This is a genomic window from Streptomyces sp. NBC_00667, assembly GCF_036226825.1.
Taxonomy (GTDB): Bacteria; Actinomycetota; Actinomycetes; order Streptomycetales; family Streptomycetaceae; genus Streptomyces.
In genome coordinates this window covers 2988254-3007027 of record NZ_CP109022.1, presented here as the reverse complement: position 1 = coordinate 3007027, position 18774 = coordinate 2988254, and the positions used below count along the sequence as shown (strand labels likewise).

The following is an 18774-nucleotide window of genomic DNA, read 5'->3' as shown; positions in this document are numbered from 1 at the left end:
ACCCGCCCTCCCCGCACCCGGCCACCGAGCCGTTCACCGTCCTCCACCTGGTCCAGCCCGTCGACGGCGGGGTCGCCCGGGTCGTCACCGACCTCGTGCGGGCCCAGTCCGCCGCCGGGCTGCGCGTCGTCGTCGGCTGCCCGGGCGGCGGGCAGCTCGGCGAAGCCGCCCGCGACGCCGGGGCCGAGGTCCACACCTGGCACGCCGGACGGTCGCCCGGGCCGGCCCTGCCCGCCGAAGTCCTCGGCGCGCTGCGGCTGGTCCGCCGCGTCCGGCCCGACCTCCTGCACGCCCACAGCGCCAAGGCCGGCCTCGCCGGACGGCTCGCCGTCCGGGGCTCCGTGCCCACCGTCTTCCAGCCCCACGCCTGGTCCTTCGACGCCGTCGGCGGGGCCACCGCCGCGCTCGCGCTGCGCTGGGAGCGGTTCGGGGCCCGCTGGGCCGACCGGGTGCTCTGCGTCAGCGAATCGGAGCGCCGGGCCGGGGAGTCGGAGGGCGTCACCGCCCGCTGGTCGGTGATCCGCAACGGCGTGGACCTGTCCCACTTCCGCCCCGGCCGCGACGACCGGGACGAGGGCCGGGCCGCGGCGCGCGCCGCACTGCCGCTGCCCGACGCCTTCCGCGGCGGCGGACCGCTGGCCGTCTGCGTCGGACGGCTCTGCCCCCAAAAGGGCCAGGACATCCTGCTCCGCGCCTGGCCCGAGGTGCTGGGGACGGTCCCGGACGCCCGTCTGGTCCTGGTCGGCGACGGCCCCGACGGCGAGGCACTACGGCACTGCGCGCCGCCCGGCGTGCACTTCGCCGGAGCCGCCGCCGACATCCGACCGTGGCTTCGGGCCGCCGACATCGTTGTACTGCCGTCGCGGTGGGAAGGAATGGCGCTCGCCCCGCTCGAAGCCATGGCCTGCGGCCGCCCGGTCCTGGTCTCCGACGTCAGCGGTGCCCGGGAGAGCCTGCCGCCCGGCCAGGGACGGCTGTGCCTGGTGCCTGCGGAGGACCCGACGGCGCTGGCCAAGGCCCTGGGACGGCTGCTCGCCGAACCGCGGCTGCTCACCGAACTGGGGGAGCAGGCCCGGCAGCACGCCCGGACCGAGTTCGACGTGCGGAGGACCACGGACGCGGTCACCGGCCTGTACCTCGAAATGCTGGGCAGGGCCGCCCCCTCGCCCGGCCGGGACCAGACCCCCGGCTCCGCCGCGGGGACCCCCAAGCCCTCGAACATGGAGCGCATCAGCCGATGACGATGGACAGCGCACCCGCCCGGCACACCGGGCAGAGCGGCACGGGGCCCGCCGGCGGCACCACCGCCGTCCGACGTGCCGGAACCGCCATCCACCCGCCGCGCCGGCCCAAGGCCGAGCAGGCCCGGCCCGCCGTCCGGCCGCAGCGGGCCCGGCGCGGCTACGGGAACCTCCCGCTGCTGACCGCCGACGCGCTGGCCGCCGCACTCACCACCACGGCCGTACCCGGACTGGAACCCACCGCCGGCCTCGTGGCACCCCTCGCCGTACTGGTCACCGCACTGCACGCGCAGGCCGGGCTCTACCGGCCCCGGCTCGCGCCCTCCGCGCTGCGCGAGCTGCCGGCGCTGGCCGGACGGGCCGCGGTGCTGTGGTGCGGGGCCGCCGCCGTGCTGGCCGCCGTCCGGCCGGGGCAGGCGCTCGGCTGGGAGGTGCTGCTCGGCGCCCTGTGCGTGCAGACCGTACTGGCCTGCGCGGGCCGGGGGTTCGTCAACCAGCTCCGCCGCCGGGCGGCCCTGCGCAGACCCTGCTCGGCGCTGGTCGTCGGGCGCGGGGAGGGCGCGGGAGCCGTCGCCGCCGCGCTCCACGGGCGGCGCGAGTACGGGCTGCGGCCGGTCGGGATCGCCGACACCGGCTCCGCGCCCGACGCGGAGAGCGGCCCGCTGCCGGTGCTGTGCACCCACGAGGACGTGCGGCGCGCCGTCATCCAGAACTCCGTCCGGCACGCCGTGTTCACCCGGCCGCCCGAGGCCGACGAGCGCACCGCCTCGCTGGTCCGGCTCTTCCACGACCACGGTTGCCGGCTCTGGCTCGCCGATCCCGCCGGGACCGCCAAGGTGACCGGCATGCGGGTGGCCGAGCCCGCCGACCAGCTGTGGGGGTACGCCGTGCAGCCGCTGCTCCCGCGGCCCGCCCGGTCGCTGGAGCGGCACGCGAAGCGCATCATCGACTCCACCCTCGCCGCGGTGGCGCTGCTGGCCGCGGCGCCCGTGATGGGTGCGTGCGCCCTGGCCGTACGGCTCTCCGACGGGCCGGGGGTGATCTTCCGTCAGGAGCGCGTCGGCCTGTACGGGCGGCCCTTCACCCTGCTCAAGTTCCGCACCCTGAGCGCCGACGCGCACGAGTCCGCCACCCGGTGGACCGTCGCCGGGGACCGCCGGATGAGCCCGATCGGGTCCTTCCTGCGCAAGTCCTCGCTGGACGAGCTGCCGCAGCTGTGGAACGTCGTACGGGGCGACATGAGCCTGGTCGGCCCCCGCCCCGAAAGGCCGTTCTTCGTCGCGAAGTTCAGCACCGTCCACCCCGGCTACGAGGCCCGCCACCGGATGCCCGTCGGGATCACCGGACTCGCCCAGATCAACGGCCTGCGGGGGGACACCTCCATCGAGGACCGGGCCCGCTTCGACAACCACTACATCGACACCTGGTCGCTGTGGCAGGACCTGTGGATCCTGGCCCGGACCGCGGCCTCCTTCTTCCGTTTCCGGCTGGGAGGCAGCTGAGCATGACCCTCGCCGCATCGCACGCCCGCCCGCGGGGCCGCCCGTACAGCGGGCCGCTGCTGCGCCGGCACTGGCCGCTGCTGCCGCTGGCCGCGACCGTCCTGCTGCTGCTCGCCCCGCTGCCCGCGGGGGACGCGAGCACCTCCGGCAAGGTCGGGCCGGCCGACGCCGCCTCCCTGCTGCTCGTGGCCGTCTGCGCGCTGCGGGCCCTGCAGGGCAGGGTGCGGGCGCTGAGCCCGCTCGGCGCGCTCGTCCTCGGGCTGCCCGCGGTGGGGCTCGCGGTGGCGACGGTGACGGCGGGGGACCCGTACGCGGCCCTGCCGGGGTTCGTGCGCTACCTCCAGGTCTTCGTACTGGTCCCGGCGGCGATCGTGCTGCTGGTGCGGGACGCCGGGGAGTTCCGGCTGGCCGCGGCCTGCTTCGTGGTCCTGGCGCTGGTACAGGGCGCATGGGGCGTCGTCCAGTTCGTCACCCACACCGGCGCCTCGTACCAGGGCGCGGACATCCGGGCGGTGGGCACCTTCGGCCCCGGCGACGTCATGGGCATGGCCACGGTCGTCGCCTACGGGCTGGTCGTGGCGACCGCTGCCGCCCTCGCGCCGGGGCTGCCCGGCCGGGTCCGGCGGATCGCGACCGTCAGCGCCGCGGCGCTGACGGTGCCGCTGGTGCTGTCGTTCAGCCGGGGCGCGTGGATCGCGACGGCCGGTGCGGCGGTCCTGGTGATGGTGCTCGCCGGGATCCGGCGGGCGCTCAAGGTGGTGGTGGCGCTGGCAGCCGTGGGCGTGGTGCTGGTGGGCGGGTTCGGGGTCGGCTCCGAGATGGTCACCGAGCGGCTGACCTCGATCACCCAGGTCTCCGACGCCCCCGACCAGTCGGTCACCGACCGGTACACGATGTGGGCCGCCGCCGAGTCGATGTGGCGGGAGCGGCCGGCCGCCGGGGTGGGCCTCAAGGGCTTCCCGGCCAACCGGGACGGCCACTCCTCGCTGGCGCTGTCCTCGGGCAGCGACACCGCGGGCGCCGGCCAGGCCTTCGTCAAGCAGCCGCTGCTGTCGCCGCACAACATGTACCTGCTGGTGCTGAGCGAGCAGGGACTGATCGGGCTGACGGCGCTGGCGGGCGGCTGGGCCGCGCTGCTGGTCGCGGGCCTGCGCCGGTACGCGGCCGGTGGTGAACGGGGCCTGCGCGACTGCGGGCTGATCGCGGTCGGACTGCTCGTGTGGCAGCTGACCGACTTCCTCTACGCCGACATCGGGGGGCCGTCGACCGTGCTGACCGGAGTGATCATCGGACTGGCGGCGTGGTGGGCCCTGCCCTCCGGACCCGGGGGTGCCGCCGTGCTCCCGGCCCGGCCCGTCCCCGAGGGGCCGGCCGGCCGGTGACCGATACGACGCCGTGGCGGCCCGCGGCCTCGGCGACCGACCTCGCCGGGGCCGCGGGCCGTCCGCCCGACCCCCAGCCCCCGTCGGCCCCGTCACCCGCCGAGCCGCCCGGGGAGCGCGTCCGCCCGGCCCGGGCCGCCCGCCCCGAGCCGACGGCGCCCGCGCCGGACACGACGGGGCCCGGCACGGACGGGAGCGGGCCGGCGGGCCCCGGCGCGGCGGCGGACGACGGGGCCGGGCAGGACGCGCGGCGCGGCGGGGGCGGACCGGCCCCGCTCGGGCGGTTCCTGGCCAAGGCCGCCGCCGTCACCGCCGGACTCACCGCGGCGGGGGCGGTGTTCGGCCTCGTACGGGACCAGACCATCGCGCACCTCTTCGGCGCCGGCCACGACAGTGACGCCTTCCTCATCGCCTGGACCGTCCCCGAGATGGCCTCCACGCTGCTCATCGAGGACGCCATGGCACTGCTGATGGTGCCCGCGTTCAGCCACGCGCTGGCCCGCCGGGCCGCCAGCCGGGCCGGGCGCACCCGCAAGGAGGCCCGTAGCCAGGACCCCGTACGGCTGCTCGTCGGAGCCACCCTGCCCCGCCTCGCCGTGTTCCTGGCTGCCGTCGCCTCCGTACTGGTCCTCGCCGCGCCGCTCGTCGTGGGCGTGCTCGCGCCCGGCCTGCCCGACCCCGAACTCGCCGTCCAGTGCACCCGGATGACCGCGCTCACCGTCCTCACCTTCGGCGTCGCCGGGTATTTCAGCGCCGCGCTGCGCGCGCACCGCTCGTTCCTGCCACCCGCCGCGATCTACGTCTCGTACAACGTCGGCATCATCGGCACGATGGTCGCGCTGCACGCCCTGTGGGGGGTGCGCGCGGCGGCCGCCGGGGTCGCCGTCGGCGGGGCGCTCATGGTCCTCGTCCAGCTCCCCGCGTTCCTTCGCAACGTGGGCTTCGGACCGGGCCGCGTGAAGGCGGCCCACCGCAGCGAGCGCGACCGCGACCGGCCGACGCTGATCGCCTTCGGGCTGATCGCCCCGGTCATCTTCTTCGCCGTGTTCCGCCAGTCGCAGGTGCTCGTCGAACGCTTCCTCGCCGCCTCCCTGCCGCCCGGCGCCATCTCGCACCTCAACTACGCGCAGAAGGTCGCGCAGATGCCGATGGTGCTCTCCTTGATGATCTGCACCGTCACCTTCCCCGTCGTCGCCCAGGCCATGGCCGGCGGCGAGCGCGAGAAGGCCCGCCGGCGCGTGGAACAGGACCTGGCACTCGCCTCGCTCGCCGTGCTGATGGGCACCGCCTTCGTCATCGGCTACGCGCCCCAGATCATCCAGGTCCTCTTCGAACGCGGGGCGTTCACCCACCACGACACCCAGGCCACCGCCTCCGTCATGCGCGTCTACGGCCTCGGGCTGCTGGGGCACTGCCTCGTCGGGGCGCTGAGCAGGCCCTTCTTCTCGACCGACCGGCCCACCTGGTTCCCCGCGCTCGCCATGGGCGCCGGGCTCCTCGTCAACGTCGTGGCCGGTGCCTTCGCCGTCGGCTGGTGGGGCACGTACGGGATCGCCGCCGCCAACGCCGCCGGCATCACCGCCACCGCCGCCCTCCTCCTCACCGGACTCGGCTCTCGGATCGTCCCCATCCAGGTCCGCCGGGTAGCCGTCAGCATCGGCCGGCTCGCCGTCGCCGCCTTCGCCGCCTGCACCACGGGGTGGATCGCCGGACCGATGATCCCCGACCCGCTGCTCAGCGCCGCGCTCGGCTGCCTGCTCGTCCCGGCCATGTTCGGGGCCACCGGGATGGCCATGCGGGCACTGGAGATCACCGCCCTGCCCGAACAGATCAGCCAGCTCACCTCCCAGCTCACCCAGAGGTTCCGTCATGCCCGCTGACACCGACACGGCGCCCGCCGCCACGGTGGTACCACCCCGTCGCACCCCGTCCCCGTGGATCCTGATGTACCACTCGGTCGCCGAGTTCACCGACCCCGCCGAGGACCCGTACGGCATCACCGTCACGCCGGGCGCCCTGGAGGCCCAGCTGCTGTGGCTGCGCTCCCGGGGCCTGCGCGGGGTGTCCGTCGGCGAACTGCTGCGGGCCCGCGACGCCGGGCGGGACGCCGGGCTCGTCGGGCTCACCTTCGACGACGGCTACACCGACTTCCTGACCCGGGCGCTGCCCCTGCTGCGCCGCTACGACTGCACCTCCACCCTGTTCGTACTGCCCGGGCGGCTCGGCGTCGACAACGTGTGGGACCCGCTCGGACCGCGCAAGCCGCTGCTCACCGCCGAAGGCATCCGCGAAGTCGCCGCCTCGGGACAGGAGATCGGCTCTCACGGGCTGCTGCACCAGGACCTCACCGCCACGCCCGACGACGTGCTCCAGCAGGAGCTGCGGGGCAGCCGCGAGCTGATCCGCGAGCTGACCGGGACCCTGCCCGAGGGGTTCTGCTACCCGTACGGGCACCTCGACCCCCGGGTCGTGGAGGCGACCGCGGCCGCCGGGTACCGGTACGCGTGCGCCATCGACCCCGGCCGGCTCGCGGGGCGGCACGCCATGCCGCGCACGCACGTCAGCCAGGCCGACGGCGGGGCCCGGCTGCGCGTCAAGCAGCTGCGCCACCAGGGCCGGCAGCTGGTGCGCGGGGTGCGCTGGTGAAGGCGCTGCACATCATCACGGGGCTGGGCGTGGGCGGCGCCGAACAGCAACTGCGGCTGCTGCTGCGGCACATGCCGATGCACTGCGACGTCCTGACGCTGACCAACCCGGGACCGGTCGCCGAGGGGCTGCGGGCCGACGGGGTCCGGGTCGTACACCTCGCCATGAAGGGCAACCGGGACCTGGCCGCGCTGCCGAAGCTGGTGCGGTTCATCCGGCGCGGCCGGTACGACCTGGTCCACACCCACCTGTACCGGGCCTGCCTGTACGGGCGGCTCGCGGCCCGGCTCGCGGGGGTCCGGGCGATCGTCGCCACGGAACACTCCCTGGGCGCGGCCGAGATCGAGGGCCGACCGCTGTCGGGCGGGGTACGGGCGCTGTACCTGGCCGGAGAGCGGCTCGGCGCGGCGACGGTGGCCGTCTCGGAGACGGTGGCGGCCCGGCTGGAGGCCTGGGGGGTGCCGGCCGGGCGGGTGCACGTCGTACCGAACGGGATCGAGGCCGCACGGTTCCGCTTCGACGAGGACGTACGGCGCTCCACGCGGGCCCGGACCGGGCTGCCCGAGCGGGCGTTCGTGGTGGGCGGGGTCGGCCGGTTGGTGCCGGGGAAGCGCTTCGACGTGCTGGTGCGGGCCGTGGCGGCGGTGCCGGGAGCACACCTGGTGCTGGCCGGGGACGGTCCGCAGCGGTCCGCGCTGCGGCGGCTCGCCGGGGAACTCGGGGCGCAGGGCCGGATCCACCTGGTGGGGGAGCGGGACCCGCTGGGGGACGGCGCGGACGGGCGCACGCCCGGGGTCGCGGCGCTGCTGGCGGCGATGGACGTGTTCGTGTCGCCCTCGCGGGAGGAGGCGTTCGGGCTGGCCGTGGTCGAGGCGCTGGCGGCGGGCCTGCCGGTGCTCCACGTCACCTGCCCGGCGATCGACGACCTTCCGGCGGCGCAGGCGCCGGGGGCGCGGCGGATCGGGACGGGCACGGAGGAGCTGGTCGCGGCCCTGCGGGGACACATGGAGGCGGGCGTGCGGCGCCTGCCGGTACCCCCGGTGGTGCGGCGGTACGACATCGCGGGAAGTGCGCAGCGGCTTCTCGCGGTCTACGACACGGTCCTGCCGGGGCGGGGCCGCGGCCCGGCTCCCGAGGGGCCGGAGCTGCCCCGGCCCGCCGGGCGGGACGGCCGGGGCGCCGCCCCGGGCCCCGCGCCCCGGACTCCCCCGGCGGCCGCCGCGGGCGCCCCCACGGGGCCGGGTTCGCCTCACGCGCCGGCCGTCACGTCCGGTGAGTAGTCCTCCCGCAAGGGTCCCCGTCCGGGGGCCGAAGGAAGTCCCCTCCACTCAGGAAGCGAGCACGCACATGGCCGACACCGCCGATCAGAAGAAGAAGTCCGACCACCGCCGCCGGATCCGCGTCCCGCGCCCGCCCGCATGGTGGCCGTTGCCCGCCTGCGCGCTGCTGGGGCTGGCCGCGGGCGGGGCGTACGGGGTGCTCAAGGCGCCCGAGTACGCCGCCACCAGCTACGTCGTCGCCGTCCCCAACGAGACCACCGAGCCCGCCACCGCGCTCGGCTTCGCCCAGGCCTACGCCCGCATCGCCACCAGCAGCTCCACCCTCGCCTACGCCCAGCCCCGCGCGGGCATCGGCGCCCGGCAGCTGCGGACGCAGGTGCGTGCGGAGACCTCGCCCGACTCACCGATGATCGCCATCACCGGCACCTCCAAGAGCCCGTCGGAGGCCGCCGACATCGCCAACGCCGTTGCCGACGCACTTTCCCTGAGCAGCAATCAGGCCGCCAAGAACACCGGCGTCCAGTTGATCCTGTTCAACCAGGCCGTCGCACCGGCCGACCCCGCCTCCCCGTCCGCACCCGTCAGCGGCGCCGTCGGCATGTGCGCCGGCGGCCTGATCGGCGGGCTGTGGCTGCTCGCCGCTCCCGCCCGGCGCCGCCGCGGGACGCCCGCCGCCGAGGGGGCCGTGGAAGGGGCGGTCGTGGACGGGGCCGCCGCGGAGGAGACCGTGGTGGAGGAGTACGCCTCGCTGCCCGCGCAGGGCGAGCCCGCCCCGGCCAAGGAGAAGGAGCCCGTGCGATGACTGCGGGCCGCACCGGGGCCCTGTCGGTGACGCTGTGCCGCGACCCCCGGCAGTTCGCCGCGCTGGAGGAGGAATGGAACCGGCTCCTGCGCGCCTGCCCCACCGCCACCCCCTTCCAGAGCCACGCCTGGCTGCACTCCTGGTGGCTGTCGTACGGCCGTGAGGGCAGGCTGCGGCTGCTCGTCGTACGGCGCGGGGAGGAACTGGTCGGCGCGGCCGCCCTGACGCTCGTGCACCGGCCGTTGCCGCTGCTGGTGCCGCTCGGCGGCGGGATCACCGACTACTTCGACGTGCTCGTGGCCCCCGGCCACGCCGACCAGGTCGTCCCGGCGCTGGCCCAGGGCCTGCACCGGGCCGCCCGCGGCGCCGTCGTGGACCTGCGCGAGGTCAGGCCCGGCGCCGCGGCCGAAGCCGTCTTCGAGGCCTGGCCCGGTGCCCGCGCCAAGCTGGCCGACTCCACCTGCATGGAGCTGCCGACCATGCCCTTCGACGAGCTGGTCAAGCGCATGCCCGCGTCCGGGGCGCAGCGGGTCCGGGCCAAGCTGCGCAAGACCGACGCCGCCGGGATCGAGGAGCACGAGGTCACCGAACGGGAAGTACCGGGGGCGGTGCGGACGCTGCTGCGGCTGCACGAGAAGCAGTGGCGCGGGCGCGGGGTCACCCCCGAGCACCTCAAGCCGCGCTTCGCCGAGCACCTCACGCGGGCGACCCGGCGGATGGTCCGGGCGGGCGAGGGCCGGCTGACGGAGTTCCGGCTGGACGGGAAGGTGGTGGCCGCCAACGTCACGCTGCTGTCGGCGGCGCTGAGCGGCGGCTACCTGTACGGGGCCGATCCGGACCTGCGCAACCGGAAGGTGGACATCGCCACCCTGCTGCTGCGCTACGAGACCGGCCGCGCCCTCGCCGAGGGCCGCCCGGTGGTGAGTTTCCTGCGCGGCAACGAGCCGTACAAGAACCACTGGCGGCCCGAGACGGTCGTCAACCAGCGGCTCCTGCTGTCCACGAACGCGCTCGCGCCCCTGCTGCGGCTGCACGAGTCGCAGCTGACGGGGCGCGAGCGGGCGGTGGACGCGTTGCGCGAGGCGCTGCCGGCCGCCAGGGACTGGCGGGCGCGGCTGAACGAACTGCGGGTGCGATGACGGGAGGGACGCGCCCGCGACCGTGCCGGTGCCCCGGCCGGAGCCGGAGCCGGGGCCGGCGGCTAGAACGGCCAGAGCGAGCCCTTGCTCCAGTCGATCTTGATGCAGACGGCCTGGTTGCCGACGAGCTTGGACAGCCACTCGCCGAAGTTGATCGGCACGCACCACTGGGTGCTGTTCGTGCCGGGCGGCTTCGGCTTGGGCGGCACCACGGGGAGGTGGGGCGCGACGGGCACCAGCGGACTCGGCACGACGGAGGGGGCGGGCGTGGGTGTCGGCGTGGGTGTCGGCGTGGGCTCGGGTGTGGGCGACGGCACGGGGACCGGGACGGGCACCGGGTCGGGGACGACGGGGTCGACCGGCGGGACCGAGGGGCTCGCCGGGGCCGGATCCGGTGTGCTCGGCAGCGGGACCGGGCTCTCGGACACCGGCGCCTCGGGAGTGGGGGAGGCGGGTGTGGGCGTGGGAGTGGGTGTGGGCGTGGGAGTCGGAGTGGGCTTCGGCGACGGGACCTGTGGGCTCGGCGCCACCGGTTCGGACGCGACGGGTGCCGGCAGGCTGGGGCTGGGCACGACCGGCGGCGTCGGGACCGCGGGCGGCGTCGGGACGACCGGTGGCGTCGGGACGACCGGTGGGGTCGGGACCACCGGCGGCGTCGGGACCACGGGCGGCGTCGGGACGACGGGCGTCGGGGTGACCGGGTCCGGCTTGCGCGGGGTCAGCGCGGTACGGAACGCCTGGGCCGACCGCGGGTTCGCCTTGCACTGCCACACGCCGTGCGGGCAGTAGTCCGTGATGGTGTGGTAGAGCGGCTTGTGCTGCTCGATCCACTTGAGCATGCGCCGTACGTACTCGGGATTGTCCCCGCGCCGGAACAGCCCCCACTCCGGGTACGAGATCGGCTTGCCGTGTGCTTTCGCGAAGTCGACGTGCTGCTGGAGCCCGTACGGCTGGCTGATCTGCTCGTCGAACGTCCGGCCGGGGCCCTGGTCGTACGAATCCATCCCGATGACGTCGACCACGTCGTCACCCGGGTAGCACCGGGTCCAGCCGATCGCGTCCGAACCCCGGTTCGGGGCGAAATCGAACTTGAACTTCTGTCCGGGCACGGAGCGCATCGTGTTGACCACGCGCCTCCAGTACGCCTTCCACCTGTCCGGGTCGGGACCGCAGCGGTGGGTGTACGTGGCCCCGTTCATCTCCCACCCGAGCACGATGACGGTGTCCGGCACGCCCAGGTCCACCAGCCTCTCGGCGAGCTTGCGGAAGTGGCCGTCGTACTCGCCCCGCGCACCGGCGGCGATCAGCCGGGCCACCTGCCAGTCCGACACCCGGTCCTCGTTGCGGGCCTGCATGGGCACGTTGAGCACGAACATCCGGTCGTCGCGGGCCTGGCGCCACTCGGCCCAGTCCTCCAGGAAGTCCACGGAGCCCTCGATCCCGGCCCACCGGTCGCCGGGCAGATAGGTGTGCCCGACCCGGATCTCCTTGCCGCCCAGCCAGCGCGACAGGTACGGGATCCGCGCGACACCGGGCGGCCCGAAGTCGAGGTAGGCGCCCATGGCGATGTCGGCGCCGGAACCGGAGCCGGACGGCGGCTGCGGTTCCGGCGCCGCCAGAGCCGCGCCGGATGCGAGGAGTCCGGCCGTGACCGTACCGATGCAGGTGCTCGCCAGTCGGCGGTGTGGTCTGCGCATGGCATCTCCCGAGCTTCCTGAACCGGTGCGGTCACCAACGACGTTAGACATCACATCCGACGAATGGCCTGTCCGATGACCCATCAGTAGGCCATTCGCAGGTGCGTACCATTCCCGCTTGGTCCGACTAGGTGAAAGACACCGCTGCCATGCACGCGTTCGCCAACCATGTGCCCGCCGTACTGCTCAGACTCGATCGCAATCCGTTCCACCACGGAACCCTCGGCGCCGTCAGATCCCTTGGCCGCAGGGGCGTGGAGGTCCATGCCGTCGTCGAGGCCGGGGGAGGTCCCATGGGACGTTCGCGGTACCTGCGCGCCGCGCATCCGGGGCCCGAGGGAGGGCTGGATCCGCAGGCACCGGAGGCGTTGCTGGAGTGCCTCGTCGGGGTGTCCGAGCGGATCGGGCGGCCGGCGGTGCTGGTCGCGATGGACGACCTGAGCGCCATCGCCGTGTCGCGGATGGCGCCGATGCTGACCGGGCGTTACCGGATCCCCCATCAGCCCGACGGCCTGCCCGCCCGGGTGGCCGACAAGGCGGAGCTGTCCCGGCTGTGCGCGCGCTGGGACATCCCGCACCCGGAGACGGTGATCCCGGCGAGCGCGACCGAGGCCGCGGAGGCCGCGTGGCGGCTGGGCCTGCCGGTGGTGGCGAAGTGGAGCCGGCCGTGGCTGCTGCCCTCGGGCGCCGGGCTGCGGAGCACCACGCTGCTGCACTGCGCCGCCGAGGCGCGTCGGCTGTACGAGCGCTCGGCGGAGGCGGGGAGCCGGCTGCTGCTCCAGCGGTTCCTGCCGGCCGGTACGGACACGGACTGGTTCTTCCACGGCGCCTTCGGCCGGGACGGCCACCCGCTGCTGGTCGGCTCGGGCCGCAAGGAGCTGTCCTGGCCGGTGCGGACGGGGCTGACGGCGGTGGGGCGGTGGCTGCCGGACCCGGCGGTGGAGGAGGCGGGGCTGCGGCTCGCCGAACGGCTCGGCTACCAGGGCATCTTGGACCTCGACTTCCGCCGCGACGAGCGGGGCTGCTTCCGGCTGGTGGACTTCAACCCGCGTCCCGGAGCGCAGTTCCGGCTGTTCACCGACGCGAGCGGGCTGGACGTGGTGCAGGCGATGTACATGGATCTGACGGGGCAACGGGTACCGCAGCCGTCGGGCGGTCCCGGCCGGGTGTTCCTCGCGGAGAACTACGCGCTGCTGGCGGCCGTACGGGGCCGTCGCCTGCCGTTCGGCCCGCGCGCCGGCCGGGGCACGGCGACGGCCGGCCCGGTCGCGCCGCGGTCCGGCCGGGTGGAGGCGGCCTGGTTCGCCGCCGACGACCTGGCGCCGTTCCTGGCGATGCTGGCCGCGTTCCTCGGGCGGGGCGCGGAGAAGGGCGCACGGGTGCTGCGCGGGGTTCCCGCGCGGGGCCGGCGCACCGCCCGGATGGTGGTCCGCGCGCCCCGCCAGCGGGGTCGGCAGCAGCCTCCGGCCGCCTCGGGCGGCTCGTCGCCCCGCAGCGCCGCGCCGCCGGAGGCGCCGGCGGAACCGGACGAGCTGGTGACGCGGTGATCCGGTGACCCGGTGAGTCCGCCGGACCCTCCCGCGCCGCCCGCCGGGCCGCGCGGAGGGTTCCGGCGGCCGGGGCGAGGGCCGCTCGCACCAGGGCGCGGCCGGGCATCCATGGGACGGGAAGGACAGCGATGACGCGGATGGACGATCTCGTGGTGGTCGGCGCGGGACCGTACGGGCTGTCGATCGCCGCGCACGCGGCGGCCGCCGGGCTCGGAGTACGGGTCCTGGGACGGCCCATGGCGTCGTGGCGGGACCACATGCCCGCGGGCATGTACCTCAAGTCGGAGCCCTGGTCCTCGAACCTGTCCGCGCCCGCGGGGCGGCACACCCTCGCGGACTACTGCGCCACCCGGGGGCTGGCCGCCGAGCACGGCAGCCCGCTGCCGATCCGCACGTTCAGCGCGTACGGGCTCTGGTTCGCCCGGCACGCCGGCGGTCCCGAGGTGGAGGAGGTCACCGTCACCGAGGTGGCCCCGCGCGGCGACGGCTTCGTGGTCAGGACCGCGGAGGGGCCGCCGCTGCTCACCCGTACGGTCGCGCTCGCCGTCGGGGTCATGCCGTTCGTGAACCTCCCCGCGGCACTGCGCGACCTGCCGCCCGGTCACTGCTCGCACAGCAGCGGCCACCGCGACCTCACCCGTTTCGCCGGCCGCGAGGTCGCCGTCCTCGGCGCCGGGCAGGCGGCCCTGGAGACCGCCGCGCTGCTGGCCGAGGCGGGGGCCCGGCCGTGCCTGGTGGCCCGGCGCCGGCGGCTGGACTGGAACACCGTCCCCCAGCCGCTGGAGCGGCCCCTGACCCGCGCCCTGCGCGACCCGCACAGCGGTCTGGGCACCGGCTGGCGCAGCTGGGTGTGGTCGGAGCTGCCCTGGGCGGTACGGCGGCTGCCCGCGGCCACCCGGGAGCGGATCGCCGCCACCGCGCTGGGGCCGGCCGGGGCGTGGTGGCTGAGGGACCGCTTCGAGCAGCGGGTCCCCGTACTGCTCGGGCACCACCTGCACCGGGCGGTCGCCGTCGGCGAGCGGACCCGGCTGGGGCTGACGACGGCGGCCGGGGAGTCCGTCGTCCTGGACGTCGCGCACGTCATCGCGGCCACCGGTTTCGCCCCGGAGCTGCGCCGGCTGGAGCTGCTGGACGCAGGGCTGCGGGCCGCGCTGGCGACCGTGGGCGACGGCGGCACGCCCGAGCTGGGCCCGCGTTTCGAGTCCTCGTGGCCCGGCCTGTTCTTCGCGGGGCTGCTGACCGCTCCCTCGTTCGGCCCTTCCATGCGATTCGTGCACGGCGCCGGCTTCACGGCGGGGAGACTGGTCAAGGGAGTCCTGGAGCGCCTCGGCGGCCGGGGCGCGCTGCCGGGCTCCCCCGGCGGGACCGGGGTCGACCGGGCGCCCGCGGGGTATCCCAAGACGTATCTGCGGTGAGCGACGTCGGTGCGCTGAGAAGGGGTCGTGATGGGCGCGGAGCGAGCACAGGGCGGCGGCCGTGGCTGGGTACGCATTCCGGCGAGCCGCGGGGAGCAGCCCCCGGCCGGGCCCGCCCCGGGCCCCGGCCCCGGATTCGGTTCCGGTTCCGGCCCCGGATTCGGCCCCGGTTCCGGCCCCGGATTCGGCCCCGGCCCCGGCCCCGGATTCGGTTCCGGTTTCGCGTCCGGCGAGCAGCACACGATCTACCTCGCCCTCCTCTCGCGCTGGCGAGAGGCCGGGCGGACCCTTCCGGGGCATCCTGACGAGGAGTGGGAGCGGCTGATCTCCCAGCCGTGCTGGCCGGGCCGTTAGGTGGTGTGAGTCTCTTGGCAGCGGCGGAGCGATCCGACGGACCCGGGCCGGACGGCCCGGCATCACGGGAGCCCCTGACCGGGCCCGGGGAACGGCTCGCCCTGAACGGTATGGGCAGCTTCGACTGGAACCTGGGCACCGGGGTGCTGGTGCTGGACGACGCCGGCCTGACCGTCTTCGACCTGGAGCGGGCGGAGTTCCACGACACCCCGGAAGGCCTCGGGCTGCGGATCCCGGCCGATGACAGCGCGCGCCTCGCGGACACCGTGCAGGGCGTCCTGGACAGCGGGGAGGAGACGTACGGCGCGTACTTCACGGTGCGCCGGCGCGACGGCCGCGACCAGTGGACGCACACGCAGGGCCGGGTGCTGCGCGATGCGGGCGGCAGGCCCGTACGGATCATCGGGATCGTCCGGGACGCGACGGCCGAACTCGCCCAGCTGACCGCCCTGCGGAAACTGGAGACGGCCCGCGCCCACCAGGCGACCATCGTGCAGCGCACCACGGAGGCCCTGTCCCGGGCGGTGACCGTGGACGACGTGACGGCCAGCCTGACCGGCGCGGGCGCGCTGGAGCGGCTCGGCGCGGACGGGCTGGCGCTGGGGCTGGTCGAGAACGACGCCATCAAGATCATCGCGTTGAGCGGGGAGAGCCTGGAGATCCTCAGCGAGCGGCAGTTCACCCGGCTGGACGGTTCGCTGCCGCTCTCGCACGCGGTGGTCACCCGGGAGGCGCGCTTCGTCACCTCGCTCACCGACCTCGCGGCCGAGTTCCCGCTGCTCGCGGACTACCTCGCCCGGATCCCGTACGACGCGGCCGCCTACCTCCCGCTGATCGCGCAGGCCAAGGCGATCGGCGGGCTGGTGCTGTTCTACCGGCGGCGCAGCGAGTTCAGCCCCGAGGAACGCAACCTGTGCCTGGGCCTGGCCGGCATCGTGGCCCAGTCGCTCCAGCGGGCCCTGCTCTTCGACCAGGAGCGGGAGTTCGCCACCGGCCTCCAGGCCGCGATGCTGCCCCGCCGCATCCCCGGGATCAGCGGCGGGGAGATCGCCGTGCGCTACCACTCGGCCTGGAGCGGGCGCGAGGTCGGCGGGGACTGGTACGACGTGATCGCGCTGCCCCGCGACCGGGTCGGCATCGTGGTGGGCGACGTACAGGGCCACGACACGCACGCGGCGGCCATCATGGGCCAGCTGAGGATCGCGCTGCGGGCCTACGCGGGCGAGGGGCACCCCCCGTCCACGGTGCTCGCCAGGGCCTCGCGCTTCCTCGCCGAGCTCGACACCGAACGCTTCGCGACCTGCATGTACGCGCAGGTGGACCTGGAGACGGGAGGCGTACGGGCGGTCCGCGCGGGCCACCTCGGACCGCTGATCCGGCACACCGACGGCCGAACCGGCTGGCCCAACGTGCGCGGCGGCCTGCCGCTCGGACTGGCTTCGGTGTTCGAGCAGGAGGAGTTCCCCGAGACCCGCCTCGACCTGGTGCCCGGAGAGACGCTCGTGCTGTGCACCGACGGGCTCGTGGAGGAACCCGGGACCGCCATCACGCAGGGCATGGAGGCGCTCGCCCACGCGGTGCGCAGCGGCCCCGAGGACGCCGGTGCCCTCGCCGACCACCTCTCGGACCGGCTCTGGGAGCGCTGGGGCTCCGGGGACGACGTGGCCCTGCTGGTGCTGCGCCGGGCCCCCGACCCGGGCACGCACCGCGCTCCCCGGATCCACCAGTACATCCACCAGGCCGACCCGGAAGGCCTCTCGGAGGCCCGCTACGCCCTGCGGCAGGCGCTGCGCGACTGGGGCATGCCGGAGCTCGCCGACGACGTGGAGCTGGCGGCCGGGGAGCTGCTGGTCAACGCCCTGCTGCACACCGACGGCGGGGCCGTGCTGACGATGGAGGTGCTGCCCGAGCCGGTCCGGCGGATCCGGCTGTGGGTCAAGGACCGCTCCAGCGTGTGGCCGCGCCGGCGCACCCCGGGGGAGTCGGCGACCACCGGGCGCGGGCTGCTGCTGGTGGACGCGCTGGCCTCGCACTGGGGGGTGGAGTCCCGGGGCGAGGGGAAGGCCGTCTGGTGCGAGTTCGAGGCGACGGGCGTGCCCCACGGCGGAAAGTGACGGGAATGTCACAGGTTGTGCGGTTCGGGGTGTGGGGTGATGATGCGGCCATGGAACCGACGTGTGACGCGGGGACCGTGACGTGCGCCGCCTGAACGGGCGTGCCGCCACCGGGATCCTCGCACTGCTCCTGCTGCTGGCCGGCGTCCCGGCCGTCGTGGACTGGACGACGGGCCGCCCGCACGCGGAGCCGGGCTGCCAGACGGTCGCCTTCATGTCGATGACCGGCGCCGCACCCCGTTGCCGCTGACGGCCCGGCTCGCGGGAGGACGCCGTCGCCGTCGGCCCGTTGCCGACGGCCTCGCGTATGACCCGGCCGCGGCCGTCCCTCCCGGTAGCGGCGGCTACCGGAGGGGCCGGCGCTATACCTGCCGGGCTCTCGGCCCCGGTCACCGGTGGTCGACCACCTCGGCGCCGTGGACGTCCTCCGCCAGGGTGTCGACCGACTTCGGCATGATGCCGCCGGCCCGGTTGACCCGCTGGAGCCGCGCCTCGACGCCCGCCTCACCGGCGTGCAGGCCGGGGGTCCAGGCGAGCCTGGCGTGGCTGTGCCAGCTGTGCTCCGCGCCGTCGCAGACGGGCTCCTCGTCCGCGTTGCCGCCGAGGCGGACCGAGTCCTGGACGACCACGGTCATCAGCTGCACCGCCCCCGCGGGTGAGGGGTCGTTGCAGACGTACGTCCCGGAAAGGGTGATCGTGCCCTCCGGCGTGATGTGGGCGTACGGGCGTACGGAAATCGAATTGTCGTAAGAGGTGGCGGTGGCCGGGGTGGCGCATACCGCTGCGGCGGCCAGTGCGGAGAACGCGGACAGAGCCATTCGGGGGCCGGTCAGGGCCATCATTCCTCCAGGTGGATGTGGGTGGCGGAATTCCGCCGGAACGCATTGTGCTGGCAGTCGGGCGCCGATGTGCTTCGCCGGCTCGTGTCGGTGTGTGCAATTTCCCGCCCGGCCGCGTGAAACTGGCCGGAATACATCCCCGAAGATCCCCGAAGGGATCCCGTATGCGCAGCCACTCCGCTTCCGCCCTCGCCGTCGCCGCCCTCCTGCCCTGCCTGCTGTTCGGTGCCACCGCCTGCCAGAGCGCGCCCGCGGGGGAGGCCCCGGCCCCCGCGGCGGCGCCCGGGGTCCCGGTGGACGACGGGGCGCCCGGCGCCGGTGAGGATCCGGCCGGGTCCGGCGCGCAGGCCCAGGCCGGCGCCGCGAAGGACGCTCATGTGGGTGAGTCCGTACGGGTGCGGGGGCGCCAGGTGGGCCGTCACCTCCAGGTGGTGCTGAACGCGTACGTGGACCCGGCCGTCAGCGTCGACAAGAACTTCGCGCCGGCCGCCGGGACGCGCTGGGCGGCCGCCTCGATGTCGTTCGTCAACGTGGGCGGCGCTTCGTACGGGGCGCTCGGGCGCATGTGGGCGTACGACAGTGCAGGCGGCCGGCACGCGGTGGTGCCCACCGGTGAACTGACGACGGGCAAACCGCTCGTCTTCGATTCCCTCGCGGTCGGCGAACGGGCCGAAGGGTGGGTGGTGTTCGAAATCCCGGAAAAGGTGCGCGTCGTACGGCTCCAGTACCAGGACGCGAACATCCAGGCGAATTCCGGCGGGGGATTCTGGGCGGTCTAGCGGCGTCGTAGCCCGCGCGGGTGAAAGGCCGTGA

General features: G+C 75.2%; 16 protein-coding genes. 14 read left to right on the top strand and 2 right to left on the bottom strand.

The window, feature by feature from the left end; translation table 11 throughout:
- Positions 1 to 47 precede the first annotated feature (47 nt).
- From OHA81_RS13925 to OHA81_RS13890, 8 genes are all read left to right on the top strand, one after another.
- On the top strand, positions 48 to 1241 hold the full coding sequence (locus OHA81_RS13925; RefSeq protein ID WP_329202267.1) for a glycosyltransferase family 4 protein: 1194 nt from the start codon (positions 48 to 50) through the stop codon (positions 1239 to 1241).
- Positions 1238 to 2743 (top strand): exopolysaccharide biosynthesis polyprenyl glycosylphosphotransferase, encoded by a 1506-nt coding sequence (locus OHA81_RS13920; protein WP_443056536.1) that lies wholly within the window; start codon positions 1238 to 1240, stop codon positions 2741 to 2743. Before OHA81_RS13925 ends, OHA81_RS13920 begins: the two co-directional genes overlap by 4 nt.
- A 2-nt stretch (positions 2744 to 2745) precedes the next feature.
- Positions 2746 to 4125, top strand: coding sequence for an O-antigen ligase family protein (locus tag OHA81_RS13915; RefSeq protein ID WP_329195961.1), 1380 nt, complete (start codon positions 2746 to 2748; stop codon positions 4123 to 4125).
- The gene (locus OHA81_RS13910; RefSeq protein WP_329195959.1) at positions 4122 to 6005 is read left to right on the top strand and encodes a lipid II flippase MurJ; all 1884 of its coding nucleotides are present in this window, start codon (positions 4122 to 4124) and stop codon (positions 6003 to 6005) included. The genes OHA81_RS13915 and OHA81_RS13910 overlap by 4 nt, the downstream gene beginning before the upstream one ends.
- The gene (locus tag OHA81_RS13905; RefSeq protein WP_329195957.1) at positions 5995 to 6771 is read left to right on the top strand and encodes a polysaccharide deacetylase family protein; all 777 of its coding nucleotides are present in this window, start codon (positions 5995 to 5997) and stop codon (positions 6769 to 6771) included. Before OHA81_RS13910 ends, OHA81_RS13905 begins: the two co-directional genes overlap by 11 nt.
- Positions 6768 to 8051 carry a glycosyltransferase gene (locus tag OHA81_RS13900; protein WP_329195956.1) on the top strand — a complete coding sequence of 428 codons (1284 nt, stop codon included), beginning with the start codon at positions 6768 to 6770 and terminating at the stop codon, positions 8049 to 8051. The genes OHA81_RS13905 and OHA81_RS13900 overlap by 4 nt, the downstream gene beginning before the upstream one ends.
- Positions 8052 to 8118: 67 nt before the next feature.
- The gene (locus OHA81_RS13895; RefSeq protein ID WP_329195955.1) at positions 8119 to 8853 is read left to right on the top strand and encodes a lipopolysaccharide biosynthesis protein; all 735 of its coding nucleotides are present in this window, start codon (positions 8119 to 8121) and stop codon (positions 8851 to 8853) included.
- Positions 8850 to 9992, top strand: coding sequence for a GNAT family N-acetyltransferase (locus OHA81_RS13890; protein WP_329195954.1), 1143 nt, complete (start codon positions 8850 to 8852; stop codon positions 9990 to 9992). Before OHA81_RS13895 ends, OHA81_RS13890 begins: the two co-directional genes overlap by 4 nt.
- A 62-nt stretch (positions 9993 to 10054) precedes the next feature.
- Here OHA81_RS13890 and OHA81_RS34605 read toward each other — a convergent pair whose 3' ends face one another.
- Entirely contained in the window at positions 10055 to 11689 is a 1635-nt protein-coding gene (locus OHA81_RS34605) for a glycoside hydrolase family 26 protein (RefSeq protein WP_443056535.1), read from the bottom strand.
- Between the two features lie 149 nt (positions 11690 to 11838).
- Here OHA81_RS34605 and OHA81_RS13880 point away from each other — a divergent pair, with 149 nt between their 5' ends.
- The 5 genes from OHA81_RS13880 to OHA81_RS13860 all read left to right on the top strand — a co-directional run bounded on the left by OHA81_RS13880 (position 11839) and on the right by OHA81_RS13860 (position 17372).
- Complete coding sequence (locus tag OHA81_RS13880) at positions 11839 to 13236, top strand: carboxylate--amine ligase (RefSeq protein ID WP_443056534.1); 1398 nt, start codon at positions 11839 to 11841, stop codon at positions 13234 to 13236.
- Positions 13237 to 13376: 140 nt separating this feature from the next.
- On the top strand, positions 13377 to 14654 hold the full coding sequence (locus tag OHA81_RS13875; protein WP_329195951.1) for an NAD(P)-binding domain-containing protein: 1278 nt from the start codon (positions 13377 to 13379) through the stop codon (positions 14652 to 14654).
- 30 nt (positions 14655 to 14684) lie between these two features.
- Positions 14685 to 15008, top strand: a complete 324-nt coding sequence (locus tag OHA81_RS13870; protein ID WP_329195949.1) for a hypothetical protein — start codon at positions 14685 to 14687, stop codon at positions 15006 to 15008.
- A 110-nt stretch (positions 15009 to 15118) separates the two neighbouring features.
- Positions 15119 to 17122 carry a SpoIIE family protein phosphatase gene (locus OHA81_RS13865; protein WP_443056533.1) on the top strand — a complete coding sequence of 668 codons (2004 nt, stop codon included), beginning with the start codon at positions 15119 to 15121 and terminating at the stop codon, positions 17120 to 17122.
- Positions 17123 to 17204: 82 nt separating this feature from the next.
- Positions 17205 to 17372 (top strand): hypothetical protein, encoded by a 168-nt coding sequence (locus tag OHA81_RS13860; protein WP_329195947.1) that lies wholly within the window; start codon positions 17205 to 17207, stop codon positions 17370 to 17372.
- Positions 17373 to 17511: 139 nt separating this feature from the next.
- On the opposite strand, the gene OHA81_RS13855 is transcribed toward OHA81_RS13860, so the two are convergent.
- Complete coding sequence (locus OHA81_RS13855) at positions 17512 to 17940, bottom strand: DUF6299 family protein (protein WP_329195946.1); 429 nt, start codon at positions 17938 to 17940, stop codon at positions 17512 to 17514.
- A 185-nt stretch (positions 17941 to 18125) separates the two neighbouring features.
- On the opposite strand from OHA81_RS13855, the gene OHA81_RS13850 reads away from it, so the two are divergent.
- Entirely contained in the window at positions 18126 to 18740 is a 615-nt protein-coding gene (locus OHA81_RS13850; RefSeq protein ID WP_329195944.1) for a hypothetical protein, read from the top strand.
- Positions 18741 to 18774 lie beyond the last annotated feature (34 nt).